We start from the raw sequence: 21,993 nt of genomic DNA on the forward strand, positions 1-21,993 counted from the left end.
GTTATTTGACCGTTGACTGTTGACTGTTGACTGTTCGCTGTTCGTTGTTGATATATAACAGCTAATAGTTAATACATGACTGGATACAACAACCTGTTTCTTAAACCAACCAAAAAACTTTTTTTAATCCATTAACAAGAGTTTAAAAAAAAGGTTTGTCAGCCTGGGAGTTCGTAATTCCTGTAACAGTCAACCGTCAACCGTCAACAGTCAACCGTCAACAGTCAACAGTCAACAGTCAACATATCTAATTAGCTACTTTCCTTGACTAGGAGCAATCTTTTGCTGCAACCAAGCCATCATGCGATCGAGCAACAAACCAACAGCCCCAATGTAGAACACCGCTAATAGAATTTCGCTGATGTAGTTTTGCTGGTAAGCATTCCAAATAAAGAAGCCGATACCCGTAATCCCAGACATCACAATTTCCGCAGCAATAATCGCCAGCCAAGCCAAACCGATCGCAATTCTCAATCCTGTGAAGATATAAGGAAGCGCTGAGGGAAACAAGATGTTGATGTAATATTCCTTCCGAGAAAGTTGCAGAACTTTCGCCACGTTGTTATAGTCGTCGGGAATTTGGCGAACACCTTCAGCCGTGTTGATTAAAATCGGCCAAACTGAAGTGATAAAAATCACGAACAAAGCAGCAGGTTCGTTTTGTTGCAGTGCAGCCAGGGCAATGGGCACCCAAGCCAAAGGTGCAACCATCCGCAAAAACTGAAAAATTGGGTCTAAAGCCTTGTTCAGAATGGGATTTGTACCTACCACAACTCCCATGCTAATTCCCACAGCGGCCGCGAGAGTGTAGCCTTTTGCCACCCGTTCCAAACTAGCCAAAGTTTGCCAAAATAAGCCGACTCCGTAGGTTTTGGAGTTCATGAAAGGATACAGCAACAAAATCCGCGTCCGTTCGTCAGTCCAAACGCTGATCGGCCCGGGCAGTTTGATCAGTCCGGTGCTCGACAGGAATTGCCAAACTAACAGAAATCCAATTACTCCCAAAATTGGCGGCAAGATATTCGAGGAATTCTTCTTCCAAAACTCGCCAAATGCTCCTTGGACATCGACTCCGCCTCTCCGACTTGTACTTACAGCCATGCTGCTAATCTCCTATCTCTGGTGCTGTGTATTTTCTAGACTAAATTTCGAGACTAAATTATGGGAAGCTAAGACCCCATCACACTTTTTTAATTGCCAAACTCTTGAGATAAGCTTCGGGATTTTCCGGGTTGAATTCTTTGCCGTCAAAGAACTTTTCAACGCCGCGAGACGTAGTTTTTGGAATGTCAGCATCAGCAACTCCGGCTAATTGAGCTGCTTTTTTCCAGATATCTTCGCGGTTGACTCGATCGATGAGTGTCTTTTTGTCTGCCAAGGTTTTTGTCGGCAGGAAACCCCAGCGCACGCTTTCGGTAATGAACCACAAATCGTGACTCTTGTAGGGATAGGAAACGTTGCCGAGGTCGTCTTTCCAGTACAGCGGACTGCTCTTGAAGTCGTTGATGTCTGGTTTGCCGTCGCCCATAACATAATTGCCTTGATAAGGAGGCGTCAAAACCGTCGGAGATACGTCAAAGAAGTTTCTTCCAGAAACAATGGCGACTAATTCGGCTCGATGTTCGGGCTTGTCGCACCACTGCTGGGCCTCAATTAGTCCTGCGAGTAAGGCTTCGGTGGCTTTGGGGTGTTTGTCTACCCAGTCGCCGCGAATTGCTAGATATTCCTCTGGGTGATCTTTCCAGATTTCGGAGGTGAGGGCGCACATGAAGCCGATGTTTTCTTTGACAATCCGCAGGGGCCAGGGGTCGCCGGTGCTGAAAGCGTCCATACTTCCAGTTTTCATGTTGGCGACGGTTTGGGCAGCGGGTACTGTTAGCAACTCGGCATCGGCGTCGGGATCGATGCCGTTAGCGGCTAGCCAGTAGCGAATCCAAAAGTCTTGGTTGACTTTGGGAAAAGTGTAGGCTGCTTTGAACGGCGTGCCTGCTTGTTTGAGGCCTTTGATGTAGTCTTGGGCCGCTTGATCTAGTTTAAGTCCGAGGCCTTTGCCTTGGTGTTTGGCCGCGATCGCAATTCCATTTCCGTGAGTGTTCAACTGGGCTAGAACATACATCGGGATTTGGACGCTGTTTTTGGTAATCAGGCCTTTACTAATTAGATAAGGCATCGGCATTTGCCACTGGCCACCGTCAATGCCGCCGCCTGCAGATCCGATTTCTACGTTATCTCTTGCCGAACCCCAGTTTGCTTGCTTGGCAATCGTGACTTCGGTCATGCCGTATTTGGCAAAAAAGCCTTTTTCTTGGGCAATGATTAAAGGTGCTGCTTCGACGATCGGGATGTATCCCAATGTGATTTTAGTGCTTTCAATTCCTTCGACTCTTTTCTCGTTGGCAACAGCCACTACTGAGGTAGCTGCGGGTATTGCGCCGTCACCACTGGCAATTGCACCGGGTTCTGGGGGATTTCCCAAACAACCTTTGAGCAGTATGGAACCCAGGGCAGATGCACCTGCTTTAACCATAAATTTACGCCGAGAAAGCGCAGAAAATTCATCTGAAAATCTTGTCATAGCCTAGCCTCGCTGCAATTCATAATCTTCTGTAACAACATTCACTGAAGGTTATCAACACGCTTTTTTGCTGTTCGCTAATTGGGTTTAGCTAACTGTTTTGAGCGCTGGTTGGCAGGAGGGAGCAAAAGATTTATCGCTAGTATAAGTTTATCGCTAGTATAAGTCTTTAAACTATCCCTGCTGATTTGACTTGTTTGATTAATATCGATATTTCGATCGGCCGAGTTGTGTTAACTCACTTTTTGCGAGCCGTACGTTTTCTTGGCTTCGTTATTAGCTTACCGTACTCTTGCAGAAATTATAAAACAATTATTAAATTTAATTGATAAGTAAATCTTTTGGGACTGCGCTATCGATAAGGAGCCGTTGGGAAGAGCGATCGGGTTTGCTTATCAAAACTGGTTCAAACCAAGACTTACTGGGAGATGGTTGTAGCGAAGGACGATCGGGGGGCATTCACATCGATTGTCAATAAGTGGCAAACATCTGAGCGATCGTACATTTACTTTGTTAATATATCTCTACTTTTTTTAAGGTGGCGGTTAATTGTATTTTAAGATACAGAAATAATTACTTTTTTACGATAATGCTGTTTTCTAAGGGTTAACTGGTTTTCATTGGTGGACTAAGATTGGCGCTTAATCGTAAGTGATTTACAAAACTAAATATTAAATCCTAAAACTTTAAAGTTCAGAAAATTAGAGGTACAAGATTATGACGCTTATAGTTGCAAACAAACACATTAATTTACAAAAGTCGATCGCAATTACTTGTAGTGCGATCGCCCTAACATTATGTGGAAGTGGATTATCTGCTTGTGGCGCCGAAACGCGATCGGAAAATAGTAGACAAACATTTGCGGATTGGTGTCGCCAAAAAGCTGATTTGAGTCCGGAAGCTAAACATACTGTTGATGTGCTGTTGAAGAAAGCTGAGACTACTGAGTGCGATGCGGCTAATCAGAAACTTTCGAGTCTCACGGAACTAGAACTCAACAACAATCAAATCAGCGACATCAAACCGCTAGCATCCTTGACTAACCTGACTAAGCTCAACCTGAGATCCAATCAAATCAGTGATATCAAACCGCTAGCATCTTTGACTAACCTAACTTCGCTCGACCTCAGCTTCACTGAAATTAACGACATCAAACCGCTAGCATCCTTGACTAAACTGACTGAGCTCCACCTCAGCGCCAATAAAATCACCGACCTCAAACCGCTAGCATCTTTGACTAACCTGACTCGGCTCGACCTCAGCGTCAATCAAATTAGTGACATCAAACCGCTAGCATCTTTGACTAACCTGAATAAACTCTACCTCAGCTTCACTGAAATCAACGACATCAAGCCGCTGGCATCTTTAATTAACCTGACTTCGCTCAACCTCGGCGACAATCAAATCAGCGACATCAAACCGCTAGCATCTTTGACTAACCTGACTTCGCTCTTCCTCTGGAGCAATAAAATCAGTGACATCAAACCGCTAGCATCTTTGACTAACCTGACTGAGCTCAACCTCGACAGCAATAAAATCAGTGACATCAAACCGCTCGCATCTTTGACTAACTTGACTATGCTCGTCCTCGGCGACAATCAAATCAGCGACATCACACTACTAGCATCTTTGACTAACCTGACTGAGCTCGACCTCAGCAGCAATAAAATCAGCGACATCAAACCCCTAGCATCTTTGACTAACCTGACTTTGCTATTACTCGGCGACAATCAAATCAGCGACATCAAACCGCTAGCATCTTTGACTAATCTGACTTTTCTCAACCTTAGCGGAAATCCGATCGCCCCCAAAACTTGCCCTCTCAAGCCAGAATCTATCTGTAAGTGGTAACCAGAAGCTAAACCATAAAACTTGAGAGTTCAGAAAATTAGAAGTAGAAGATTATGACACTTATAGTTACAGAAAAGCACATGAGTTTACAAAAGTCGATCGCCATTACTTGTAGTGCGATCGCCCTAGCATTATGTGGAAGTGGATTATCTGCTTGTGGCGCCGAAACGCGATCGGAAAACAGTAGACAAACATTTGCGGATTGGTGTCGCCAAAAAGATTCTTTGAGTCCTGAAGCTAAACATACTGTTGAGGTGCTGTTGAAGGAAGCTGGGACTACTGAGTGCGATGCGGCCGATCAAATACTTTCGAGTGTCACGGAAATAGACCTCTGGAGCAATAAAATCAGTGATATCAAACCGCTAGCATCTTTGACTAACCTGACTTCTCTTGACCTCGACAACAATAAAATCAACCACATCAAACCGCTAGCATCTTTGACTAACCTGACTTCGCTCTCTCTCAGCTTCAATAAAATCAGTGATATCAAACCGCTGGTATCTTTGACTAACCTGACTTCTCTTGACCTCGACAACAATAAAATCAACGATATCAAACCGCTGGTATCTTTGACTAACCTGACTTCACTCTCTCTCAGCTTCAATAAAATCACCGACATCAAACCGCTGGTATCTTTGACTAACCTGACTGCTCTTAACCTCGGTGACATTCAAATCAGCGACATCAAACCGCTAGCATCTTTGACTAAACTAACTGACCTCAATCTCAGTGACAATCAAATCAGCGACATCACACTACTAGCATCTTTGACTAACCTGACTTTGCTCAACCTCAACAAGAATAAAATCAGCGACATCAAACCGTTGGTATCTTTGACTAACCTGACTTCACTCTCCCTCAGTGACATTCAAATCAGTGACATCAAACTGCTAGCATCTTTGACTAACCTGACTTCGCTCTCCCTCACCGACTTTCAAATCAGCGATATCAAACCGCTAGCATCTTTGACTAACCTGACTTTGCTCTACCTCGACAAGAATAAAATCAGCGACATCAAACCGCTGGTATCTTTGACTAACCTGACCTCGCTCTCCCTCAGCGACAATCAAATCAGCGACATCAAACCTCTAGCATCTTTGACTAACCTGACCTCGCTCTTCCTCGACAGCAATAAAATCAGCGACATCAAACCGCTGGTATCTTTGACTAACCTGACTTCGATCGAACTCGACAACAATCAAATCAACGACATCACATTGCTAGCATCTTTGACTAAGCTGACTTGGCTCCACCTCGACAACAATAAAATCAGCGACATCAAACCGCTGGTATCTTTGACTAACCTGACTTCACTCTCCCTCAGTGACATTCAAATCAGCGACATCACATTGCTAGCATCTTTGACTAAGCTGACGGAGCTCAACCTCGAAAACAATAAAATCAACGACATTAAACCATTGCAATCTTTGACTAACCTGACTAATCTCTACCTCGGCGGAAATCCGATCGCTCCCAAAACTTGCCCGATCGAGCCAGAGTCTATCTGTAAGTGGGAACCCAGAAATTAAATGCTAAAATTTCACAGTTTCTGTACGACAGAGAAACCGGGTTTCTGAACACCCAAAATTACTAATGGGTGTCAGGCGGTAGGGTGCGTCAGTGGGAAAATCAGAGTTTGTCGTGTTAACGACAAGCCTGACGCACCCTACAGATTAATGGTGAATTAGTTGGGCGGATCGAACCGGTTGACAGACAGAGCAACACCGATCATAGGCAGAGCAACACCGAAGCAAATCAGCCACTGATCCAGATTCATCGGAGCCGTCTCAAATATGCGATTGACAAACGGAGAGTTAGCAAAGATAATCTGCAAAATTATCGCCAGGACAATTCCCACACCGAGGGCGGGCGCGCCGCTAACTTCTTCCTTAGAACCGCTAAATTTAGCAATCAAAGAAGGCAACAACTGGCTGAGACTCAACAGGTAAAAAATTCTCCCCATTACCAAAGCTTGAATCGCCATCGTGCGGGCCAGTTCCAAAGTTCCCCAATCCGCTTGGCGCACCCATTCAAACATTCCGAAAATCAGAGTCCAGTTGTAAAGAGAAATAGCGATGATCCGCTTGATCCGATTTCCGGTGAGAAAAGGTTCGTTTACCGGTCGGGGCTGCTGTTTCATGACTCCCGCTGACTTGGGCTCGAAAGCCAGAGGAACAGTCATGGTGATCGAGTTGAGCATATTCAGCCAGAGAATTTGTAGCGACAAAATCGGCAATTCTCGACCGAGGAGGGTGCTGAGCAAAATTGTCATCGATTCTCCGCCGTTGACTGGGAGAATGAAGCTGATTGCTTTGAGCAGATTTTTGTAAACAGATCGCCCTTCTTCGACAGCAGATTCGATCGACGCAAAGTTATCGTCGGTAAGAATCATGTCGGCGGCTTCCTTAGAAACCTCGGTACCGCTGCCCATCGCAATGCCGATATCCGCTTGTTTGAGGGCTGGCGCGTCGTTAACGCCGTCTCCCGTCATCGCCACGATTTCGCCTTGAAGTTGCAAAGCTTCTACGAGGCGGAGTTTTTGTTCTGGGGCGACGCGGGCAAAAACTGAGCCGGCTTCTACGGCTTCGCCGAGTTCCTGCTTGCTCATTTCGGCGAGTTGAGCGCCGGTATAGGCTACAAGTTCTCTGTGGTGTTTAGTTTTGCGGAATCCCATGCGGCGGGCGATCGCCTTGGCTGTAGCGATGTGGTCGCCGGTAATCATTTTGACTTGGATTCCGGCGGTTTGACAAGCTTGGACGGCTGCGATCGCTTCTGCCCGCGGCGGGTCAATCATGCCTTGCAGTCCCAAGAAAATCAGCCCTGACTCCACATCCGAGTGATCGACGGAATTTTGGCTTTCGGGTACTGGCTTTTTTGCTAAAGCCAAGACGCGCAAGCCTTGCTTTGCCATTTCATCGACTTGATGGTGAATTTGGGCCCGATCGACTTTTAACGGATTTCCTTGGGTATCGAGACTGGAACCGCAGCGGCCGAGAAGTGATTCTACTGAACCTTTGACGTACAAAATTTTGCCACTGGGAGTTCGGTGCAGCGTCGCCATGTATTGAAACTGAGATTCAAAGGGAATTGAATCCAGCCGCTGCATTGACTTGGACAAAACTTGCTGACTCAAATCAGCTTTTTTGCCAACAGCAATTAACGCTCCTTCTGTCGGATCTCCGACGACTATCCAATCATCATCTTTAAATTCCAAGTGAGAGTCGTTGCAAAGGAGTCCGGCTTGCAAACATTCTTGCAAAGTTGGAGCTTGACTGACAGTAATTGGCAGTTGGTTGAGTTGAATTTCACCTTCGGGGCTGTATCCCGTACCGGTGACAGAGTAGGATTCGCCGCCAGAATAGATTTCTTGCACCGTCATTTGGTTTTCCGTCAAAGTTCCGGTTTTGTCGGAACAGATGACTGTAGCGCCGCCGAGGGTTTCCACTGCGGGCAATTTGCGGACGATCGCGTGGCGATTTGCCATCCGGGAAACGCCTACGGCTAGGGTGACGGTAATGACGGCGGGTAAGCCTTCGGGAATTGCGCCGACAATCAGGGCGACTGCGGGTTCGACTGCTTCTTTAAAGGCTGAAACTCCCGCAGGGACTGGCCTCCCCAATCGAACGGCGAAGGTCAAGGTTGCCATTCCCAGCACGAATAACAGCCAGTTTTGACTGAATTGGTTGAATTTGCGGGTTAAGGGGGTGGTGAGGTCGATGTGCCGATCTAATAGTTGGGAGATTTTGCCGGTTTCGGTTTTATTGGCGATCGCAATTACGATGCCGTTACCTTGGCCAAAAGTGACAAAACTGCCGGCATAGGCCATGTTATCCCGTTCTGCTAGTGGCGTTTCTTGTGGCAGAACCAAGTCTCCAGATTGTCCTAATTCTTTTTCGACAGCAACAGATTCGCCGGTGAGTCCCGATTCGTCGATTTGCAAGTCGCGCACTTTCACTAAGCGCAAGTCTGCCGGTACTTTGTCGCCGGAAGTCAGCATTACTAAGTCGCCGACAACGAGTTCTTTGGAGGGAATTCTTAATTTTTTGCCACCCCGAATGACTGTGGCTTCGGTGGTGACAGCTTGGGCTAGGGCTTCAATTTTTTTCTCGGCTCCAGCTTCTTGGATGAAACTAATAGTAGCGTTGGTGGTTGTTACGCCCCAAATTACGCTAGCGTTTAGCCATTCTCCGATCACTGCTTTGATTAAACCTGCACTCAGCAAGATGATCAGGAGGGGTTGGTTAAATTGCAGGATGAATTTTAACCAGGCGGGTTTCCCTGCTTTAACCGTTAGTTCGTTGGGCCCGAATTTCTGTTGGCGATCGTTGGCTTCTGTCGGTTCTAAACCGCTTTCCAGGTTGGTTCCTAAAATAGTTGCAACCTTGGATATTTCTAGGTAGTGCCAATATTGCTCTGCTACGTCTACATCGTTGGCGGCTCTTGATGGCATGATTCTTCCTGAATATTTGGGGTGTCTGACGAGCTTTGATCGCTCCTTAATAGGCACGGCACGCTCAATACAACTCACCGCTCGTTGGAGCGTGAATATATTGAGCGACCTAATTGTGGGTTGATTACTTTAACGGGCTGTGACTTACATCTATATTACAACGGATGTGGCCGTTTGTGGCAAGAGATTTTGGGTATGTTTTCCGGCGCTAAATCTTGTTTGGGACTTGGTGGCTAAGGTGGGGAAAAGTCGATCGAGTTTCTTGACATTTGGCAAATTTTAGGTGTGGTTAAAGAAAGAGGGAATAAGGCCGGAGGCAAAAGAAAAATACTCCCACTCCCCCAGTCTCCTCCTGCCCCGCTCCCCCACGGACGATCGCCGATCGTGTTACAACCTAGTTAAGCGACCATATTCTGAACTTATCGAAATAGTAGTGACGCTGGTGCTGGGTTCGGTGCTGTTAGTCTAGGGAATTCGGTTTGGGCGGGTGTTAGTTAGATCGTCCGTTACTGCTAAGGATTTGTTTAAGCGCAGAAATTCATCGTCCTGGCTTTCGCGATGCGATCGCCTGCAAACATTTTGACTTCAATGCCGGCTGTTTAACAAGCTGGGAGGGCTGCCAGATCAATTCATGACTCAATGCTATATATCGTTTCCGGTTGCATCGGAATAATAAATTCGAGTCAACAGTTAACACTCAACCATTCAGTTTTTCGATCCCTAGTCAACTGTCAACAGTCAACAGTCAACAGTCAACAATAATTCCGGTGCAACCGGAATTGATATCAATTGCTAGTCTGCTAGCCCAAAAGACTGAGAACCCTTTAGACAATTGAATTGAGATTTTGGGCTGCATCGTTCAATTGTTGAGTGCCTACTTTGGTTTGAGTAATACCACTAGCGGTTTCTTTTGCCGATAGGTTGAGGCTGTTCATCGCCTCCACTACTTGTTTAATAGCAACTGCTTGTTGTTGAGCAGTTAGAGAAATTTGTTGATTGTTCAATACCACATTGTTAACAGCATTTGCTATTTCCGAGAAAGCTGCTGCCGTTTCTTGACTAATTTTGGTTCCTTCTTCTACTGTTTTCGTACCTTCCTTTGTCACCGTTACGGTGGAATTTATCGCAGTCTTGATATCATCGACTAGGCGGTTAATTTTCTCGGCCGATTTCTTACTTTGGTCTGCTAGTTTGCGGATTTCTGTGGCTATGACAGTAAAACCTTTGGCATTTTCGCCCGCCCGGACTGCTTCTACTGAGGCATTCAGTGCCAGCATATTTGTTTGATTGGCTAAATCTGTGACAGCAGTAGAGATATTGCCAATCTGATGGGTTTGTTCGCTCAATCGCAGAATTTGTGTCGCGATCGCCCCGACATTTTCTTTCAATATTATCATCGATTCCAAGGTTTGCTCTACTGCTAGGGTTCCCTTTTCAGTGATATTTAAAGCTTGGCGTGCAGAGTCAGCACCAGCTTGGGCTTGCTGGGCTGATTGTTGGGAAGCTGTGCCCAACTCATCCATTGTGATTGTAGTTTGATTTACAGAACTAGATTGCTGTGCGGCTGTACGTTCCTGCTGTTCAACTGTGGCAGCAATCTCTGTGGAAGAACTAACAATCATATTGACGGACTGATTCAGTGTCTTTGCAATGCCTGAAGCAATCCACCGAGCGATCGCAATTGCCATAATCGCCGCTATAGCAGTGCTTAAAATCACCACTGTAGTCAGGAACTCCAAAGCTTGGATTTGCCTTTTTTCTTTTTCTAACAAAATTATTTCTTCAGTGCTTTGAAACTCATTAGCTATAGCATCAACCTGACGAAGCTTTGGTACAATTTGTATTTTCCATAAGTTAACTCCCTCGTCTCGCTTACCTTGATCGACCAAAGAAAACGCTTGTTTGTAGCCTTTGTCTATCTGATCTTGTAAGACATTCATTTCATCTAGCCGCTGGCGCTGTTGCGGGCTTTGAACCCGCTTGACTAAATCTTCATGGAATTGATCGAAGGTTTTTACAGCTTCATTGTATTCAGTTAAGAAACCACTCTCTTGTGCCAAAAAATAGCCACGAGCAGCTTTCTGCATACCTGAAAATCCCAGTTCAAGATCTTTTAAATCTATAACAACCGCATTAGAATTATTTAGCAATTTTGCTTTTTCGCTGACTTCTTTAGCGTTAAAAAAAACCAAAGTAGCAGCTCCCACTGAAAGCAAAATCGGTATGGAATATCCCCACAGGATACGCTCTTTTAATTTTGTGGTTTTGAAGTTAAGCATCTTAAAGTTTTCCTATAATTACACAAAAAATTACTTAATCGCCTTCAAATCAAGGGGAACTCCATCTCCGAGTAACATCTGGTTTCTCAGATTTAAGTTGGCAAACATAGCAATATCTCCTTTTGGGTTAGGTAGCTGAATTATCGGATTGTCAACCATTGATTCACACTCATCAATAAAAACCTGGCAAAACTTAATGTCGAGCAAGCGATGCAGGTCAAGCCTTTAGGATTAAGAATTGTTCTACCTGCTTCAATGTTGGATAAATCCTGTTTATTCGATTGTAGCGAGAAATTGAGGAACGACACCCAAACATCATCAAATTCTCTCCCCCACTCTTTTTATCTCCCACTATTGATTGGGGTTCAAGTCCATCGCATAAATGTTACAACCTAGTTAAGCAACAAAATTTTGAGTTCATGGAAATAGTAGTGACGCTGGTGCTGGGTTCGGTGCTGTTTGTCTGGGGAATGCGGTTCGGGCGAGTGTTAGTTCGCTCTGGAGTGACCGCTAACGATTTGTTTAAGGGCAAAAACTCGCTCGCCCTGCTGTTTTTGGGTTTTTATATTGCTTTGCTGCTACTGGCTCTAAATATGCCTCAAATGCCAGTTTTGCCGATCGAGTGGCGCTTTCACGGGATGCGAGTTACTTGGACTTTGCTACGAGTGATGCTGATGGGAGTCTGCGGTATTGGCTTTACTGTAAGTTGGCAGACGGCGCGATCGCAAGTAATCGCAGTAATTTTAATTTGCTTGTTGGGATTGGGAGGATTTACAGGCGCTGAAAACTATTTTCTGGCGCCAATTTATGCTGATTTAATAGATAATTTGCAGCCCAACGGTGTATTTCGACAAACATCTAGCAGCAGTTGCGCGCCGGCGGCGCTAGCAACAGTGTTGAGGCGTTGGGGAATGGATGCGACGGAATCGAGTGTAGCGCGTTTTGCGGGCACGAGTCGCTTGGGAACTTCGATGCCACAGTTAATAATAGCAGCCAGAGCTTTGGGCATAAATGCGATCGAACTAACGCCCACTTGGGAGCAAATTCAGCAAATTAATCGCCCCGGAGTGCTAGCAGTTTGGCTATTTGACGGCCCTCGGAAGCTACCGCACGCGGTGGCTTTGCTGGGAATGAATGACAGTGTAGCTGCCATTGGAGACCCGGCGCGGGGCAAGATTTTCTATTTAGATAGGGAAACTTTTGCCCTGGTTTGGCGAGAGGAATACGTGCCGATTTTTCGGTCGGCGGATATCTTGTTAAGCGACAAACAAGCAAGGGATTATTTGAGTAAATTAGGATATAATAGCGGGAATTTAAAAGCAGATATCGAGCGCTTTCAAACCGATAAAAAATTGCCAGTCAGCGGCAATTTAGACCGGATGACTGAGTTAATGTTGAGCGGCAGTTTTTTGGAAGGAGTCCCCCGATTGGATGGGAAATAGTTATTAAAAATCATCAAGCCCATAGGCACTCTTGACCCACAGAAAATAGGAATCATGCGGTTTTTTTTCAAACAATCTTTGAGTCATTCGTTCCTAGCGAGCGCAAATATTTGATCGCCCTAGCAGATGAGAGACGATCGCACATTCGTAGCATGGCTGCATGAAATTACCCATATAACCGTAGGCAGTTGCATCTAATTCCTCCTCTACTTTTGGCGTTGCAGAATTTGAGGAGGATTCTTCTGGGGAGTAGGGTTAGGCGTCCCGCCTGCTGTGAAAATACACGCCTTCGGGGTACGAGAGTCCATGCCACAAAACCATCAAAATCATCCCGCAATTATGCAACACCCTATTTTTAGGGTCGATCGCACCTGGGCCACCCCTCACCGTTTTTGACAATTGGGAACAGTTGAATCGCTCTTTTTAGGCTCAGACAGCTTGACTTCCCATCCAGGTAAATTCCACCAATTAACTCGCTGATTCGGCTGAATCCAAAAGTTTAGTTGCGTGATCTTGCCATCCTCAAATCTGAGTGTGGGAAAGGTAGGATAACTGGTATCATCGGTTTCGCGATAAGTGCGTCCCAGGTAATTTAGGCAGGTCGTTAATCCCTCAGCAATTCCCAATTCTTCCACTCCCGTTCCTTTCAATTTTGCATCATCGTAGCTGAAAGAACCGTTGAATGAATTTCCCGCTAACCCGCCTTTGGTAACAGTGATGGTGAAATCGTAGGTTACGGGAACTGCGTAGGCTTGGGTTGCAGTGACAACTGTGCTCAGAAGAGTCGTGGCGATTGCCACCGAGAGTTTTGAAATTGCTTGTACACTCGCCTTCCGAAAAAGAACAACACTATAAATTTCGCTTTCAGCCATCGGAAAACTCCTTGATTACACTTCTCTAGTAAGTGATTTAGCGGATATGATATCATAAGTAATCAGTTAAATGCGATCGCAGCAGACTTCCAAGCTAACAAAAATTATCGCCTCTGCTTAATAATGTAGACTTTTTGGGTACTGAAAACCCCAAGAGTCAACCCTCGTCTTTAATCGCCCAGAATTAACTCAGTAGATTGAACAATATTCATTCCCGCGGCCGCAAATCTTTGAAAAGCCGCATCTGCTTGTTCCGTAAAATCAACAACACCCGGAACAACCACAGGCGAAGTGCAATCTTCCAGCAAATAAACCTTATTTGCAAAATTCGGATCTCGCGCCCAAATTTCCGTTAACAAATCATCAATTGTCCAAGCAACGCAGTGACTTTTGGCTTGTCCGGCAATAATTACTGCATCAAAATCGAGCAATTTATCCATAAACTTAGCATTCTTTTCGGCAATCGGATTGCCGTCGAATCCATCTAAAACTTCCGGTCGCAAAACCGAATAATTTTCGGTTAGCGGATTCCCACCTTTGATTTCAAAAAGTGCTTGGCTGTTGCGGGCGATGCTGTGGAAAAATATTGCTTCTTCCACCGCCGAAACCAGCGCGTGTCCGATGCCGCCCAGCATCGAGTGATAGGGCCAAATTGTCAGAGGATATTTCCCATCGTCGCTGAGTTTTTTGAGGTAGTGGCAAGCCTGTTTTTCGAGTGCGGAAAAATTGCCGCCACTAATGCTATCGGCGACGGCGGGAGTGACTTTCCAAATGCCTTTTTGGACATCTTCAATTGTAATAGAAGTTGCGGCGGGTACGGGGTGTTCGCCTGCTTGGTCGATCCAAAAAATTGGATGAAAAATTTGCAGGGCGGTGTGGGTATCCATTGTGGGCGCAATGGTGGTAATTGCATTTAAATTGCGGTAAATAAATTCGCACAGCCGCCAGTTATCATCAACTGCACCGCTACCGGAACGCCCGCCCACAAATAGTTCAAATTCGGGTAAACAAAAGGTATTTTGGGCATCGATTATCATCAAACAAATGCGGTTTGTGTCCCTTGCGGCGGGCTGGATGTTGTGCTGTTTGGCCCAATCTTTCGCTTGGGTGGCCCGTTCTTGGTAGGGGACTCGCCAGACTTCGCCTACTTTTTTCTGGTCGAAATGTTCGGGGATTGGAAGTTGGGCTTTTGGTGTCATGACCTATCGCTTGTAGGGTAGTTTACACTAATAATTTAAGTTTCGAGTATAATGCTGATAAATACTTGCGAGTAAATCATGACCAAAGAACGAATCCAAGATTATGCTAGGGTAAAACTTAAACGCATAGTGTTGTTTTTTTCGATCGCACTTTTGCTCGCTCTCTTAATTGTAGCAACGAGATCTGCCTACGTTCAAGAGGTTTTGAGAACTCTGTTAATGCGGATCGAGGATTTAGGGTGGTGGGGGCCAGTGGCTTTTGTAGCTACTTATAACTTGGCTACTGTGCTGTTTGTACCGGGTTCCGTACTGACGCTGGGAGGAGGGGCGATTTTTGGTTTTTGGTGGGGTTCTGTTTACGTCTTTGCGGCGTCCACTTTAGGTGCTGTATTTGCTTTTGCGATCGGGCGCTATTTGTGCCGCGATCGCGTGGTAAAATATATGGAATCTCACCCCAAGTTTAAAGCTCTCGATCGCGCAGTTTCCCAACAAGGATTAAAAATAGTTTTTTTGACTCGTCTTTGTCCTTTATTTCCTTTCAATTTATTGAATTACGCTCTGGGAATTACTCAGGTTTCTTTGAAAGATTACGTGCTGGGTTCCTTTGGCATGATACCGGGCACAATTATGTACGTTTACTCGGGTTCTTTGGTGGGAGAGGTTGCTGCGATAGGTAGAGAAACTCTGTATACAAGCCCTCAAGATTCCGCCGTAAAATGGTTGATTAATATTATCAGTTTTATTGCTACAGTCGCTGTTACTGTCTTTATCACTCGCCTAGCCAGCAAAGCTTTGGAAGAAAGTATTTAATTAGGAGAATTTGCGAATGTCGCAGTCAAAAGTCGATCGCGTAACTGTCCCCCCGATGGACGAACACAACCAGAAATTAGTCTCCTATTTGCATCCCTCCGATTGGGTAAATCCCCAGCCGGCTAGTTCTTATAATTTAGTAGTAATTGGCGCGGGTCCCGCCGGATTAATTGTGGCTGCGGGTGCGGCAGGTTTGGGCGCGAAAGTTGCTTTGATTGAAAAACATTTGATGGGCGGCGACTGTTTAAATGTCGGTTGTGTACCCTCAAAAGCTTTAATTCGCTCGTCTCGCACTGTTGGCGATATCTGGGAAGCAAATAAATTTGGTGTTAATGTTTCTGACAGTGTAGAAGTGGATTTTGCCGCTGTGATGGAACGGCTGCGCCGCATCAGGGCGGGAATCAGCGATGTTGATTCGGTTCAACGATATCAGGAGAAATTAGGAGTAGATGTTTTTCTGGGTTCTGGTCGTTTTACTAGCAATAATACAGTTGAAGTTGCAGGTCAAACTCTCCGCTTTAAAAAAGCAGTTATTGCTACAGGCGCAAGGGCGCTACAACCACAAATTCCAGGTTTACAGGAAGCTGGATATCTGACAAATGAAACTGTTTTTAACCTCACGGAAAGACCTCAACGTTTGGGAGTAATTGGCGCAGGGCCGATCGGCTGCGAATTGGCTCAAGCATTCCGCAGGCTGGGTTCGGAAGTCGTATTGCTGCACAAAAATGCTCAGATTTTAGACAAAGAAGATGCGGATGCTGCTAAAATCGTGCAGCAGGCTTTTCTACGCGAAGAAATTCAACTAATACTAGAATCCCAAATAGAGCGCGTTGAGAAGACAAATGCAGGCAAAGTAATTTATTATAAATCTCAAGGTAACGAAGCATCGGTAACAGTAGATGAAATTATTGTGAGTACAGGGCGATCGCCCAACGTCGAAGGATTGAATCTGGAGGCTGTGGGCGTAGAATACGATACACACACGGGCGTATTTGTCAACGACAACTTGCAAACTACTAATCCCCGCATTTATGCCGCCGGGGATATTTGCATGAAACATAAATTTACTCACGCTGCTGATTTTGCCGCGAGAATGGTAATTCAAAACACTCTATTTTTCGGGCGCAAAAAGCTCAGCGCTTTGACGATACCTTGGTGTACTTACACAGATCCGGAAATTGCTCGCGTCGGATTGGGCGATCGCGAGTTGCAAGCCGCAGGGATTGATATCGATACATTTTTAATTCCTTTCAGTCAAGTCGATCGGGCAATTATTGACGGCGAAGAGGAAGGATTTGTGAAAATTCACGTCAAAAAAGGCAGCGATAAAATATTAGGTGCAACTATTGTAGCGCGCCACGCTGGGGATATGATCAGCGAGATTACTTTGGCAATGGTTAACAATATTGGTTTGGGAAAGATTGCTAGCACAATTCACCCGTATCCGACACAAGCTGATGCAATTCGGAAAGCGGGAGATGCTTACAATCGCACTCGTTTGACGCCGTTTGTTAAGAATTTGTTTAATCGTTGGCTGGCTTGGACGCGATAAGTAAATAATTGTGGAACAGGCATCTTGCCGGTTCATTATCGGCTTTTATGGGCGGCGTCTAAGCCTACCACAAAATAAAATTCACTCTCTGTGGAACAGGCATCTTGCCTGTTCATAAAAAAGCTGCAAAATTAGGTGTGTTTTTATCCTTGTGTTTCTGTTTCTGTTTCCAATCCAACACTTTCATACAAAAGTGCGATCGGCAAATCAAACCCAATACTTGATAAAGTGATCATCTCCCCAGCAGTGTAAGAATAGTACAGCCACATTCTGCCCTCTCCCCGACAGTAACGCTCAACAAAAATCTTTTGTGAATCAATCAAGATATACTCTTGCAAAGTCGGATTTTTCAGGTAACAAGTAAATTTTTCATCCCTATCTTTAGCACTTGTACTAGGAGAAAGAACTTCCACAATGATTTTAGGATTCTGAATGAATGTGCGGGAATTCATGTCTTGAGGGTCGCAACTGACTATCACATCAGGATAGTAGTAACGGCTTTGAAAACTGACTTGCAATTTCACATCTGACACGTTCATCCGACAGCCTCTGGAACGCAGATGTGGGCGCAATGCAGTGTAAAAGTTAAGTGCAACATCGTTATGAGGAATTGTACTGCCCGTCATGGCAAAAACTTCGCCGTTGACATATTCGTAGCGAATCTCTTGTTGAGCTTCCCATTCGAGATATTCCTCAACGGTCATTTTTTGGGGTGCTTGGGGAATGGATATCATAACAAAATTTTTTGCAATGTTACTTTGATTTTAGCATTAGGAGTTGGGAGAGCTGCCACGCAAACAAACCCTGCCTTAAAAATCCCCTTCATCTACTTGGAATACAGTCAATCCTAAGCTTCTCCACATATCAACAACTTGCTGGCGATCGTCGAAAACAAACTTAACATTATATTTCCCTACAATATGCCGCCGATAGAACTCCTCTTTAATAATCGAATCCTTCCTCATATCTCCGGTTTTCCGCATATAAAGAGCGGCATAATTAACCTCGTACTGCTGCAACCATTTTTTAGTTTGAGGCTGGCAGTCATCTGTTCGGCCCGACACTATAATAATATGGGCGCTGGACTGCCACTTGCGAACGGTATCTAAAACTGGCGGATTGGGCAAATCGCGATCGCACGTAGAAGCATCAAAAGGATTTCTGCCGTTGAGAAGTGCCAGCGTACCGTCCATATCAACAATAATTGCATCCGGCCAATCCGGGTTATATTCCGGCGGCACAACGGGAACCCGCACGTACTTATTGTACATCTTCATTATCACCTCTTTGCCCACAGAATTAAGCCTTTTCAAATCCCGTTTAATACATTCCTCAACCGGAACTTGCAGGAAAGAATCATTAACTTCGACGATGGCTTTACCTTTTACCAACTGTTTGATATGCTCGATGTGAGACCCGAAATTAGTATCATCAACAATGACGTGCTTGCCGCTTTCCAAAGCCATCAAAATAATCGTATCTCTCAACTGCAAAATAAACTTTTCATTCGCCGGCGACCAATGAGAAGCGTGAGCCATTTCTCTGAGCAAATCTTTATTGCTACGCACCCACTTTGCAGGTTCAGACAGCAGCAATTCCCTAGCAAATTGAGATTTTCCCGAAGCAGGTAAACCGACAAGTACAATAACTCTTTTCATGGTAATTAGAAAGAAGAAGGATGAAGGAAGAATGCTCGTACAGCAAGCTTTTTAGCTGTATCTTAGGTTTAATTAGGTGCATTTCTTTCTTCTGCCACCTAAAATATAATGTTAATCTTCGATCGTAGTGACGACTAAAGTCCTCATTCAAGAAAGGACTGTAGTCGTTACTACAAACCTAGATGGATGTAATCTAAACCCAATAGCTCCTCTATTTTATACATATTAACATCGCGGAGAGCTTCTTTCACTCCCGCAACTCTGCGAGCCCGCAAAGAAAACAAAATCCCAGAATACGGCAAATGTTTTACAGCTAACGCAAAATCTTTCTGAACTTCAATATGTTCGTGCTGTCGGTAAACCTCCTCGATTTCTTGAACTAACAATTCATATTTATCCTTAACTTTTTGATACAACCCAATCCATTCAGGAAAATAAGCTAAAAACTCTTCTCCTTCATTAGTTAAAACAATTTCTATCAGGCGGCGGGTCGAAAACCCTTCGCGCAGATGGGAAATCGCGACATATTGCGGAGACTTAACTTTAACTCGGTTGAAGTTAGCGTCGCAGATAATATAGCCTTCCGAATTCATCGGATCTAAATGTTGAGCCGCTTCGATAACTTCTTTCCAGCTAGTTAAAGGATAGGATGCAACCAATTCCCATCCGTATTTATTTGCCCAAATACTCGCGTCGGTTTCTAGCAGCGTTTGAGTGTTGCGAACCCCGTGCAGCACGATTTGATTGTTTTTGGGCTGGACAACTATTCTATTGTAAGGCGTGATCAATTCAAAGATAAAACACTGGTCGGTTTCTTCCGGCAATTGATATCCCAATTCTTGCCAGACTTTCCAAAAAAGTTCGGCAAAGCTGAACCCAAAACCATTAACTTCGCCGGCGGCGTCGGGAGTGCCGCTAGATTGCACTCTCCATTCTCCTTTGTAAAAATACAGTACAGTCAGAGAACCGTCTAGTTTTTCGTAAACTTTGGCATGACTCCAATCAATTGCAGCCGCGTGAATTTCTCCGTAATTAAAAAATTTGTCGTAGGGATAAGAAACTATCTGCCAATTTTGAGATGAATCTAAAATAATGCCTCGGCACTGCTGGACTATTTTTTCGCCCAGGGGAGATTCTATCTGCGAGTATTTCAGACATACTAGATCGGGATATTGGCGGTGGCGGGTAACTTTGATATGATAAGTTTCGGACAAAGTTTCCAATCCGTGCTGGCGTAAATACTCTTGTAGTTCCACGTTCTATCCCTAAATTTATCTCCTTCTCTATTTTATCTGTAACTGCATATTTGAGGAGTTTTGTAAAAAAAAATTAAACTAGCTTTTGGGCGGAATGCCTATTTTGACTTTGGTATTTTGGAGTATCCTTGTCAATAGGTGAATGCGCTTCACCGAAAAACAGGACTATTTCGAGAGTAAGGAAAAAAATAATGAACAATAAATTATTACTTTTGGCGACTTCGGCGTGTGTATTGACTGTTTTAGTACCTGTATCGCGAGTTTTGGGTGCGTGCGAATTGTCGCAGCGACCGCCGGAAACCAAATCTGTTGCTGTAGCGGGTACTGTTGTGCCGATAAGTCAAATCTTGCAGCAGTTAAAAGGCAAAACACAAGTACCAATTTTCCTCCCCAGCCGGCTTCCTATTTCGCAGAAGCTTTACTATCAAAGCGAAGCGAAAACGGACAGCTATACTATTTCTATGGAGTATACAGCAGATTGCCGAGGTGGCGGAGCTTGCACTTTTGGGGAAATTCGAGGTCACAAAGGCGGTGAGTTTTCTACCAAAGTAGAAGGGGTAACTAAGACTTTAAAAAATGTTCAACTGGCTGACCGAGTGAAAGGAGTTTTTCACAATGGTTGCGGCGCTTACTGCACAGCAACACTTGAGTGGAAAAGTCAGGGCTTTATGTATACCGTAGCCCTTAAGAACGGACGAGAATCTGATTTAATTTTAATAGCAAATTCTGCTATTCTAGCTCGGAAGCGTTAAGTTTTGTAGTGGGGGACGCACAACTTCTATCTGTAGGGTGCGTAAGGGCGCACCTTACCTTTATTGTATGATATATCTTAACTCGCACTCGCCCCTTACAAGATGCTATGGTTTTTTTGCGCTTACCTACTTAGGGAGAAATCAGGATGAGGGGAAGATGGCTATGTGCGGCGATTTTTGCTTGTGTGGTGACTGCTTTTACGATTCCCTTCGGGATAGCTTCGCTTCACGCACCTTTGACACCAAACTCAGCGTTAGCAAGGACTGAACTCCCGATTGCAGAAATCCGCTGGTTTAATTTTTCCCCTGAAGATAGCTGGCAACCGATACAATTTATTGTACCCGATCGCAACACTGCAAAATCGACCGGCAGCCGCAAGTTGCGGTTGTACGATGTTCATATTGCCAAGATGTTTGAGATTTCTCACTTTCTGTGCGATCGCGATCGTGCTTCTGAGGGTTACAATTGGTCTTATCAAGCCGAAAATGGCAATATTGAAATGGGACGCTTCAAAATTAGCTGCAATCTCGCCCGTTCCATAGCCACAGCTTACGGCTTAGGAAAACCAGAAATTACAGTGCTTCGCCGCAGCTTCAATATGAAAAACGGTCGCCCTTCTATTGCGGTAGAAAAATATTCAATTCCCACTTTGAACATTGCTAAAAATAGAGTTTTGCAGTGGAGGGATTTTGTGCAAAAGCTGCCCCCAATTACGGATAATTCAGCAAAACAAGCTAACACTCCTTTTCCGGCGAGTAACATATTTCGGCAAATCAAAGGCAAAACGCGAGTGCCTGTTTTTCTTCCGAGTAGACTTCCTTTATCTGACATTCAGCAACTTGATTTTGATGTGCAAGCGGGGGCCGAGGGTTACATTGTGGGAATGTATTTAGGCAAAGGATGCCGCGCCGGAGCTTGTTATTTCGGCACAATCGAAGCTAAAAGAAATGAACCGTTTTCGCCTCCTTCGCAATTGCCACAGGATACTTACAGAAGCGTTGAATTGGCGGGCGGATTCAGGGGGATGTATTTCAATAATTGCGGTGCTTACTGCACTGTTTTTGTTGAGTGGCAAAGGCTGGGGGTGCTGTACCGAGTCACAAGGAAAAACGCACGGCAGCAAGAAGTTGTCCAGATAGCAAATTCTGCACTTCAAGCAGGGCAACGTTAAATTTTGGTTAGAAATGGAAAAGGGACGCGCGAGCGAAGCTATCTTCCCACAGGGGTTCCCGAAGGCTAGGGAATCGACCTTTTTCGTATTAAATATCCCGTTGCTGTACAATTAAAAAGTAGCTA

At 44.9% G+C, this 21,993-nt stretch carries 18 protein-coding genes; 8 read left to right on the forward strand and 10 right to left on the reverse strand.

Going from position 1 to position 21,993, the window contains the following annotated elements; all coding sequences use genetic code 11:
- Positions 1-255: 255 nt before the first annotated feature.
- Positions 256-1,101, reverse strand: coding sequence for a nitrate ABC transporter permease (gene ntrB / locus D0A37_RS15315; RefSeq protein WP_242715586.1), 846 nt, complete (start codon positions 1,099-1,101; stop codon positions 256-258).
- 79 nt (positions 1,102-1,180) lie between these two features.
- Positions 1,181-2,575 (reverse strand): CmpA/NrtA family ABC transporter substrate-binding protein, encoded by a 1,395-nt coding sequence (locus D0A37_RS15320; protein WP_242715588.1) that lies wholly within the window; start codon positions 2,573-2,575, stop codon positions 1,181-1,183.
- 717 nt (positions 2,576-3,292) lie between these two features.
- On the opposite strand from D0A37_RS15320, the gene D0A37_RS15325 reads away from it, so the two are divergent.
- A complete protein-coding gene (locus D0A37_RS15325; RefSeq protein WP_242715590.1) occupies positions 3,293-4,426 on the forward strand; it encodes a leucine-rich repeat domain-containing protein in 1,134 nt (377 codons plus the stop codon).
- Positions 4,427-4,479: 53 nt separating this feature from the next.
- Positions 4,480-5,955 carry a leucine-rich repeat domain-containing protein gene (locus D0A37_RS15330; RefSeq protein ID WP_242715592.1) on the forward strand — a complete coding sequence of 492 codons (1,476 nt, stop codon included), beginning with the start codon at positions 4,480-4,482 and terminating at the stop codon, positions 5,953-5,955.
- 155 nt (positions 5,956-6,110) lie between these two features.
- Here D0A37_RS15330 and D0A37_RS15335 read toward each other — a convergent pair whose 3' ends face one another.
- Positions 6,111-8,876 carry an HAD-IC family P-type ATPase gene (locus D0A37_RS15335; RefSeq protein WP_242715594.1) on the reverse strand — a complete coding sequence of 922 codons (2,766 nt, stop codon included), beginning with the start codon at positions 8,874-8,876 and terminating at the stop codon, positions 6,111-6,113.
- A 139-nt stretch (positions 8,877-9,015) separates the two neighbouring features.
- Here D0A37_RS15335 and D0A37_RS15340 point away from each other — a divergent pair, with 139 nt between their 5' ends.
- Positions 9,016-9,159, forward strand: coding sequence for a hypothetical protein (locus tag D0A37_RS15340; protein WP_242715596.1), 144 nt, complete (start codon positions 9,016-9,018; stop codon positions 9,157-9,159).
- A gap of 541 nt (positions 9,160-9,700) precedes the next feature.
- Here D0A37_RS15340 and D0A37_RS15345 read toward each other — a convergent pair.
- Both D0A37_RS15345 and D0A37_RS29045 read right to left on the reverse strand, forming a co-directional pair.
- Positions 9,701-11,155 carry a methyl-accepting chemotaxis protein gene (locus D0A37_RS15345; RefSeq protein ID WP_242715597.1) on the reverse strand — a complete coding sequence of 485 codons (1,455 nt, stop codon included), beginning with the start codon at positions 11,153-11,155 and terminating at the stop codon, positions 9,701-9,703.
- 30 nt (positions 11,156-11,185) lie between these two features.
- Positions 11,186-11,314, reverse strand: a complete 129-nt coding sequence (locus D0A37_RS29045; protein WP_278187070.1) for a hypothetical protein — start codon at positions 11,312-11,314, stop codon at positions 11,186-11,188.
- Between the two features lie 260 nt (positions 11,315-11,574).
- On the opposite strand from D0A37_RS29045, the gene D0A37_RS15350 reads away from it, so the two are divergent.
- Entirely contained in the window at positions 11,575-12,597 is a 1,023-nt protein-coding gene (locus D0A37_RS15350) for a cysteine peptidase family C39 domain-containing protein (RefSeq protein WP_242715598.1), read from the forward strand.
- 383 nt (positions 12,598-12,980) lie between these two features.
- Here D0A37_RS15350 and D0A37_RS15355 read toward each other — a convergent pair whose 3' ends face one another.
- Together D0A37_RS15355 and D0A37_RS15360 are read right to left on the reverse strand one after the other, a co-directional pair.
- Positions 12,981-13,469 carry a hypothetical protein gene (locus D0A37_RS15355; protein ID WP_242715599.1) on the reverse strand — a complete coding sequence of 163 codons (489 nt, stop codon included), beginning with the start codon at positions 13,467-13,469 and terminating at the stop codon, positions 12,981-12,983.
- A gap of 170 nt (positions 13,470-13,639) precedes the next feature.
- Positions 13,640-14,668: a cysteine hydrolase family protein gene (locus tag D0A37_RS15360; RefSeq protein ID WP_242715600.1), complete on the reverse strand. Its 1,029-nt coding sequence runs from the start codon at positions 14,666-14,668 to the stop codon at positions 13,640-13,642.
- Positions 14,669-14,746: 78 nt separating this feature from the next.
- Here D0A37_RS15360 and D0A37_RS15365 point away from each other — a divergent pair, with 78 nt between their 5' ends.
- Entirely contained in the window at positions 14,747-15,478 is a 732-nt protein-coding gene (locus D0A37_RS15365; protein WP_242715601.1) for a TVP38/TMEM64 family protein, read from the forward strand.
- Positions 15,479-15,494: 16 nt separating this feature from the next.
- The gene (locus D0A37_RS15370) at positions 15,495-17,030 is read left to right on the forward strand and encodes a mercuric reductase (RefSeq protein ID WP_242715603.1); all 1,536 of its coding nucleotides are present in this window, start codon (positions 15,495-15,497) and stop codon (positions 17,028-17,030) included.
- Positions 17,031-17,173: 143 nt separating this feature from the next.
- On the opposite strand, the gene D0A37_RS15375 is transcribed toward D0A37_RS15370, so the two are convergent.
- The 3 genes from D0A37_RS15375 to D0A37_RS15385 all read right to left on the reverse strand — a co-directional run bounded on the left by D0A37_RS15375 (position 17,174) and on the right by D0A37_RS15385 (position 19,944).
- Positions 17,174-17,764 (reverse strand): Uma2 family endonuclease, encoded by a 591-nt coding sequence (locus tag D0A37_RS15375; protein ID WP_242715605.1) that lies wholly within the window; start codon positions 17,762-17,764, stop codon positions 17,174-17,176.
- A 75-nt stretch (positions 17,765-17,839) separates the two neighbouring features.
- On the reverse strand, positions 17,840-18,688 hold the full coding sequence (locus D0A37_RS15380) for a phosphatase domain-containing protein (RefSeq protein WP_242715607.1): 849 nt from the start codon (positions 18,686-18,688) through the stop codon (positions 17,840-17,842).
- Positions 18,689-18,858: 170 nt separating this feature from the next.
- Positions 18,859-19,944 carry a T4 RnlA family RNA ligase gene (locus D0A37_RS15385; RefSeq protein ID WP_242715609.1) on the reverse strand — a complete coding sequence of 362 codons (1,086 nt, stop codon included), beginning with the start codon at positions 19,942-19,944 and terminating at the stop codon, positions 18,859-18,861.
- Between the two features lie 191 nt (positions 19,945-20,135).
- Here D0A37_RS15385 and D0A37_RS15390 point away from each other — a divergent pair, with 191 nt between their 5' ends.
- Together D0A37_RS15390 and D0A37_RS15395 are read left to right on the forward strand one after the other, a co-directional pair.
- Positions 20,136-20,696, forward strand: coding sequence for an MDR/zinc-dependent alcohol dehydrogenase-like family protein (locus tag D0A37_RS15390; RefSeq protein ID WP_242715611.1), 561 nt, complete (start codon positions 20,136-20,138; stop codon positions 20,694-20,696).
- A 146-nt stretch (positions 20,697-20,842) separates the two neighbouring features.
- On the forward strand, positions 20,843-21,868 hold the full coding sequence (locus D0A37_RS15395) for a hypothetical protein (protein ID WP_242715613.1): 1,026 nt from the start codon (positions 20,843-20,845) through the stop codon (positions 21,866-21,868).
- The last annotated feature ends 125 nt before the right edge of the window (positions 21,869-21,993 follow it).

Origin of the sequence: Microcoleus vaginatus HSN003 (genome assembly GCF_022701255.1) — a bacterium.
GTDB lineage: Bacteria > Cyanobacteriota > Cyanobacteriia > Cyanobacteriales > Microcoleaceae > Microcoleus > Microcoleus vaginatus_B.